Source organism: Oribacterium sp. P6A1, from assembly GCF_000702885.1.
Classification (GTDB): domain Bacteria; phylum Bacillota; class Clostridia; order Lachnospirales; family Lachnospiraceae; genus Oribacterium.
Genome location: NZ_JNKO01000059.1, coordinates 1 through 5,688, shown reverse-complemented (window position 1 = coordinate 5,688; position 5,688 = coordinate 1). Strand labels below are relative to the sequence as shown.

The following is a 5,688-nucleotide window of genomic DNA, read 5'->3' as shown; positions in this document are numbered from 1 at the left end:
ACAATGAAGAGCTTAGGTTAAAAAAACATATAAGTACATGTGATGATGACCTTAAGGCTTTTGCTTGAAAGAGCTTATAAAACCGTGGTTTAACAGTTAATGAGCAATCTTCTTAAGCTTTGTTTTTGCAACAGGTTACAGTTATAGATAAATACATGGATGTGAGTTGCAACATTTCTGCAACATAACAGCCTATTTTGACAAAAAGGCATAAATCCAGATAAGTTATATTACGAATACATTTAAAAGCCAGGAGGCACTTTCTTAGAAGAAATTCTAGGAAGGTGCCTCCTTTTTTGGATTCATGACAAAGGATATCACAAGTGAATAAGCAGGAAGGGCGTTTCCTTATGAGCCGTAAGGATTTCAACCATAGATTAAAGATTAATGGAGGGCAGGAATGAACAAGACAAAAATCGGTGAAGAACTAATGACAAATGAGTATTACGACCTGGAGAGAAGGACCGAGATAAAGGCTACTTCAAACAGGTTACGAAAAAGGTTTCTTACCTGGAGAGAATGCGAAATAGTTTATAGCTTGCAGCATAGGAAACTATTACAGCTCGCTGATGAGGCTGGTGCAATCTATCGCTTTGATGGAATCGTACTTATAAACAGAGATATTTTCGATCCTTTTCTGGAAAAGTTCAGGCAGGAGCCATTAACACAGGGAGAGGTACGAAAGGTAAGAAACAGATGGGAGAAGACTAAAGATGAAAGGTAATCTATGGAAGGTTTCAGATCTGTTGGATGAATGGGATATCAGATTTGCCCAGCATTATCTTTTTGATCTGAGAACCGGTTTTGAGTATTACGGACTGACAGAGAGGGTCTTGATGAGAATGGCAAGGGAAGCAGGAGCTCTTTACAAAATCAATAAAACGTATCGAGTAAAAAGATCAACCTTTGAAGCTTATTTACGTGAACAGTATCGAAAGGAGAATGAAGAATGAGAGCTTTAAGTAAAGTAGCAAGAGACGTAAGAACTGCAAGAGATAAGAGAAAAAAGTACGTGAAATATGAAGAAGGAGCGGAACTATATAGTATGGGACTAAGTAGGTTCCAGAAAATGGCACATGAATGTGAAGCAATCATCAAAATAGGCAGATCAGCCTGGGTGGATCTGGAAACATTTGATAAGTATTTTCAGTCTTTTAGATTGTGAGGGAGGAAAAGAAAGATGAGCAGAATCATAGCTATCGCAAATCAGAAAGGCGGGGTCGGAAAGACTACATCAGCAGTTAATTTAGGTGCAGGCCTTGTTGATAAGGGAAAGAAAGTCCTGATGGTGGATTTGGATCCCCAGGCTTCTCTTACTTTATGCATGGGATACCGGGAGCCTGACAAGCTGGAGCATACAGTGACAGATGTGATCACAAAAGTGGTCAATGATGGTGATATATTACCGGATTTTGGAATTATCCATGTTAAAGAAAAACTTGATCTGCTTCCGGCAAATATTGATTTGTCTGCGGCAGAGGTTTCTCTTGTTAATGCAATGAGCAGGGAACTTGTGCTTAGAACTTATTTAGAAAAAATCAGACTATTATATGACTACATTTTGATCGATTGTATGCCGTCGCTTGGGATTTTAACTGTCAATGCTTTGGCATGTGCTGACAGCGTCCTGGTTCCGGTACAGGCGGCATATCTTCCTGTAAAAGGTCTACAGCAACTTATAAAGACAATATATACAGTCAAAAGAAGACTGAATAACAGACTGGAGATCGAAGGGATCCTTTTCACTATGGTGGATAGAAGAACTACTTATGCAAAGGATATCGTTTCAGAGGTAAATGATGTCTATGGAAAGATGATTCCTATATTCCAGATAGAAATTCCGATGTCAGTAAAGGCATCTGAAACAAGTCAGATGGCAAAGACCATATATGATTACGATCCTAAAGGAAAAGCTGCATCTGCATATCATGAATTAACAGAGGAGGTGCTGGAACATGGCCGTTAAGAGAGAAAAAGTACATTTTGAAACAGTTGAGGAATTGCTGGGAGCACCAGTTGAAAAGGATGGTACGACGGAGATCAGAATAGATCAGATATTTCCTTTTGAAAATCATCCATTTAAGGTTTTGGATGATGAGAAAATGGATGATCTGGTTGAGAGCATAAAGAAATACGGGATACTCACACCGGTGCTTGTACGTCCAGATGATGAGGGTACTTATGAGATGATATCAGGTCATAGAAGAATGCATGCTGCCAAAATCGCGGGCCTTACAACTATACCGGCTATTATCAAGCCGATGACTGATGATGAAGCGATTATTACTATGGTAGATTCAAATGTGCAACGAGAAGAGCTTCTCCCAAGTGAGCGGGCATTCTCATTGAAAATGAAGATGGATGCAATGCGAAGACAGGGAGAGAGAACTGATCTGACAACTCGACATGATGTCGAGAACAAGCGTGAATTATGGAGTAGTGAGGTTGTTGGAAAGTCAATGGGAATGGGCGGACGACAGGTTCAACGTTATATCAGATTAACGGAGCTGATTCCGGAGATCCTTGATTATGTTGATCGTAAGCGTATTACCATGGCGCTTGGAATCGAGATATCATATTTTGATAAAGAGTTACAGGGATGGCTTTATGAATATATGCATGAGAATGGAATGGTTCGCCAGGCTCAAATTGATGTGCTTAAAGAGAGTAATGCGGATAATCTTACGCAGTACAGCATGATTGCGCTTTTAAATGATGCGCTGCCTAAGAAAAAGTCAGATGGAAAGCTTACACTCTCCAAGAAAAAACTGGATCAATTCTTTCCTGCGAAGTATGACACGGATTCAAGAGAAAAAATAATCATGCAGCTTTTAAAGAAGTGGAAGGAGGATGGATCTCATGAACTTCCATAAGTTCGATTACATTGATCGCAGACAATCATCACAATTTGATTTTATTCGTATACCTAAGGCCATGATGGTTTCAGACGGGATTTTCTCAGAATTATCAGTACAGGCTAAACTGGTATATGGAATGCTGTTGGATCGAATGTCGGTTTCTTTGAAAAACCGATGGCTGGACGAACAGAACAGGGCCTATATCATTTATCCTGTTAAAGATATAGCTGAGGATTTAAAGATATCTCTCAGGAAGGCAATTGATTATCTAACTGAGCTGGAGAACTTTGGTCTTATTGAGAAAAAACAGAGAGGGCAGGGAAAGCCAAGTATCATCTACGTAAAGAACTTTATTTATCAGGATCCGAAAGGATGAATTCATTCAGAAGTGCAGAATATGCATTTCTGAATCATATGTAGCAGGAGGAAATACTGTGAGCGATGAAGTAAAATTCAAATATTTCTATGGCACGGAATCAGAAATGCTCACATTCTATCGGATTCCAAAACTTCTTGTGACAAGTGACTATTTTAAAGCATTGTCTAATGATGCGAAGATTCTATATGGGCTAATGCTTGACAGAATGTCATTATCTGCAAGAAACCATTGGTTTGATAAGGAAAATCGTGTGTTTATATATTTTTCTGTTGAGGATACGATGGAATATCTGAATTGCGGCAAGAATAAAGCTATGAAAACCATTGCCGAACTTGATGTAAAGACCGGAATTGGACTTATAGAACGAAGGAAGCAGGGCCTTGGAAAACCGGATATCATATATGTGAAAAACTTCAATTTAGCAGCAGAAGAAACCGGCTCTGAAGTTTATAAAGTAAACCTCTGCAGGTTCGAAAATGAAACCTCAGCAGGTTTACAACATAAACCTCTGGAGGTTTATAAAAGGGACCATAATAAGAATATAATAAACAATACTGAGAAGACTGATATCATATCTGATCTCTTCATATCTGAACCCGAAGATGAGAAGAAATCAGATGTTGCCGGCACTTTGTATCTGATCAAAGAAAATATCGAATATGGCCTTCTGATAGAAAGATATCCCTACTACAGAAATATCATTGATGGACTTGCAGACCTTATACTTGAAGTGATCCTTTCAAAAAATGATGAAATAGAGATTGCCAGAAACAAATACTCTTCAGACTTGGTAAAAGCAAGGTTTATGAAACTGAATTATGGACATATTGAATATATTCTTGGGTGTATGAAGGCTAATACCGCCAAGGTACGAAATATTAAAAAGTACATGCTGGCAAGTTTATTCAATTCGGTAACAACAATCGAAAGCTTTTATCAGTCGGAAGTAAATCATGATATGATGTACACAAAGGATGTGTGATTAGAAAAAGCGATGGATAGAATGTTTTGGAGGGAATATGTTAGAGGTAAAGTTTGGAACACCGAAGCCGGTTAAATTCACGATTAAGGTCAGAGGAATAGTGAAAAACGGCGTTCCCGATGAGGAGGATATAGACCTTGAGGCTCGTTTTGCAGGCAGATGTGAGGTCTCAGAATACGATAAAGTCCGTTACGCAAATGATGAGGCTGTGGCAACGACCATCAAGGAGAACGGTCCTGTGATTATCGAGAAATGTCTTAATAACTATCCTGATGGCAAGTCGGTTATGAGAGATCATTTCAATGAGCTTGACAGAATGTTTGACATGGAACTAAAGAATTACGGGATTACATCGAAAACCGAGTTCTTTAGTAAGACACTCACAGAGGAATCGGACTCTTTGTATAGAGATATATTAAATTCTGTTATGCATCCTCAGAGTGAATACGGATGGGATCAAGGGATCTTTGATACGGTTCCGAAAGAGAAGCCGGAAGGTTTTTACTGTGTCCGTGCAGGATTGGGTTTTAAGTTAAAGGAAGACCGTGCTTATTATAAGATTGGTGAGCATGTAGAAGCTATCTTTATTTTTGTAGCTACGGATACGAGTTATGATGTCAAGGTTAATGCTCCGGATTTAAAGGTTGAGTACGGAAGCGTTATTAAGGTCTCTTTTACCATGCCCGACCATGATGTGGATATCACTATAGGCGGCCGATCAGTTATGATGAATATGCCTAATTCGCCTATGGACGGCATTGGATTTATGGGTATGGGTGACAATATGAATAACAGAAATCAGGCCGACCGTGCAAATGAAACGAAAAAACCTATTGTGAGCGACGGCTCCGAATGGACCTGCCCTTTGTGCGGAGCCACTAATACCGGCAGGTTCTGTTGCGAGTGCGGGGGAGTGAGACCGCAGCAGTAAAGTCGGTAAACAAATATATGTTGGAGGTTATCGTCTTAAAATATAAGCCATCGCCGATATGAAAGACCGGGATTTATGGAGGTAAAATGAAAAAAAGAACAGCTTTGATTTCAAAAGTTTATTACCTGACAGCATTGATTGTGATCACGCTGATGGTCATCTCTATTTCCGGTTGCGCATACGAGTCCGAAAAGCAGGATGCTGTGACACGGCTTGATGATGATGGTTATCTGTATTACATGGATTACACAAAGGACTACTATGGTTCGGTAGTGATGAACGCCATGAGAAAAATCGGTTATATTGATCCTGGCTGCTCGGTTTTTTGTACCCATAACATCGAAGGAGAGCCTATAACCTGTCGAAATTATGATATTGCACACCGAGTATCAGAAGAAGACCCTGCCATTACGGGGTTGAACATCGTCCTGCACTGCAAGCCGGAAGGTAAGTAGTGTGTGCTCAACAATCAAAAAGCCTTGATTTTACTGACTTTTTTGCCTGTACATGAGATAATTAATGCAAGGAATTACATTAA

9 protein-coding genes are annotated in these 5,688 nt (G+C 39.5%); all 9 read left to right on the top strand.

Going from position 1 to position 5,688, the window contains the following annotated elements:
- Positions 1 to 400 precede the first annotated feature (400 nt).
- The 9 genes from T515_RS15645 to T515_RS15605 all read left to right on the top strand — a co-directional run bounded on the left by T515_RS15645 (position 401) and on the right by T515_RS15605 (position 5,605).
- The gene (locus tag T515_RS15645) at positions 401 to 724 is read left to right on the top strand and encodes a DUF6462 family protein (RefSeq protein WP_051671815.1); all 324 of its coding nucleotides are present in this window, start codon (positions 401 to 403) and stop codon (positions 722 to 724) included.
- Complete coding sequence (locus tag T515_RS15640; RefSeq protein WP_036613291.1) at positions 714 to 953, top strand: DUF6462 family protein; 240 nt, start codon at positions 714 to 716, stop codon at positions 951 to 953. Before T515_RS15645 ends, T515_RS15640 begins: the two co-directional genes overlap by 11 nt.
- A complete protein-coding gene (locus T515_RS15635) occupies positions 950 to 1,165 on the top strand; it encodes a DUF6462 family protein (protein ID WP_036613289.1) in 216 nt (71 codons plus the stop codon). The genes T515_RS15640 and T515_RS15635 overlap by 4 nt, the downstream gene beginning before the upstream one ends.
- A gap of 15 nt (positions 1,166 to 1,180) precedes the next feature.
- Positions 1,181 to 1,966: a ParA family protein gene (locus T515_RS15630; RefSeq protein WP_036613285.1), complete on the top strand. Its 786-nt coding sequence runs from the start codon at positions 1,181 to 1,183 to the stop codon at positions 1,964 to 1,966.
- Positions 1,956 to 2,873: a ParB/RepB/Spo0J family partition protein gene (locus tag T515_RS15625; protein WP_036613283.1), complete on the top strand. Its 918-nt coding sequence runs from the start codon at positions 1,956 to 1,958 to the stop codon at positions 2,871 to 2,873. The genes T515_RS15630 and T515_RS15625 overlap by 11 nt, the downstream gene beginning before the upstream one ends.
- Positions 2,860 to 3,234: a replication initiator protein A gene (locus tag T515_RS15620; RefSeq protein ID WP_036613280.1), complete on the top strand. Its 375-nt coding sequence runs from the start codon at positions 2,860 to 2,862 to the stop codon at positions 3,232 to 3,234. Before T515_RS15625 ends, T515_RS15620 begins: the two co-directional genes overlap by 14 nt.
- Before the next feature lie 58 nt (positions 3,235 to 3,292).
- Entirely contained in the window at positions 3,293 to 4,219 is a 927-nt protein-coding gene (locus T515_RS15615; RefSeq protein ID WP_036613277.1) for a DUF6017 domain-containing protein, read from the top strand.
- Positions 4,220 to 4,256: 37 nt separating this feature from the next.
- Complete coding sequence (locus T515_RS15610) at positions 4,257 to 5,150, top strand: hypothetical protein (protein ID WP_036613274.1); 894 nt, start codon at positions 4,257 to 4,259, stop codon at positions 5,148 to 5,150.
- 86 nt (positions 5,151 to 5,236) lie between these two features.
- Positions 5,237 to 5,605, top strand: a complete 369-nt coding sequence (locus tag T515_RS15605) for a hypothetical protein (RefSeq protein WP_036613271.1) — start codon at positions 5,237 to 5,239, stop codon at positions 5,603 to 5,605.
- Positions 5,606 to 5,688: the final 83 nt, after the last annotated feature.

What these genes read in the sequence shown, in the direction of transcription:
- T515_RS15645 (WP_051671815.1), top strand. Translation starts at nt 401, where the DNA reads ATGAACAAGACAAAAATCGGTGAAGAACTAATGACAAATGAGTATTAC.
- T515_RS15640 (WP_036613291.1), top strand. Translation starts at nt 714, where the DNA reads ATGAAAGGTAATCTATGGAAGGTTTCAGATCTGTTGGATGAATGGGAT.
- T515_RS15635 (WP_036613289.1), top strand. Translation starts at nt 950, where the DNA reads ATGAGAGCTTTAAGTAAAGTAGCAAGAGACGTAAGAACTGCAAGAGAT.
- T515_RS15630 (WP_036613285.1), top strand. Translation starts at nt 1,181, where the DNA reads ATGAGCAGAATCATAGCTATCGCAAATCAGAAAGGCGGGGTCGGAAAG.
- T515_RS15625 (WP_036613283.1), top strand. Translation starts at nt 1,956, where the DNA reads ATGGCCGTTAAGAGAGAAAAAGTACATTTTGAAACAGTTGAGGAATTG.
- T515_RS15620 (WP_036613280.1), top strand. Translation starts at nt 2,860, where the DNA reads ATGAACTTCCATAAGTTCGATTACATTGATCGCAGACAATCATCACAA.
- T515_RS15610 (WP_036613274.1), top strand. Translation starts at nt 4,257, where the DNA reads ATGTTAGAGGTAAAGTTTGGAACACCGAAGCCGGTTAAATTCACGATT.
- T515_RS15605 (WP_036613271.1), top strand. Translation starts at nt 5,237, where the DNA reads ATGAAAAAAAGAACAGCTTTGATTTCAAAAGTTTATTACCTGACAGCA.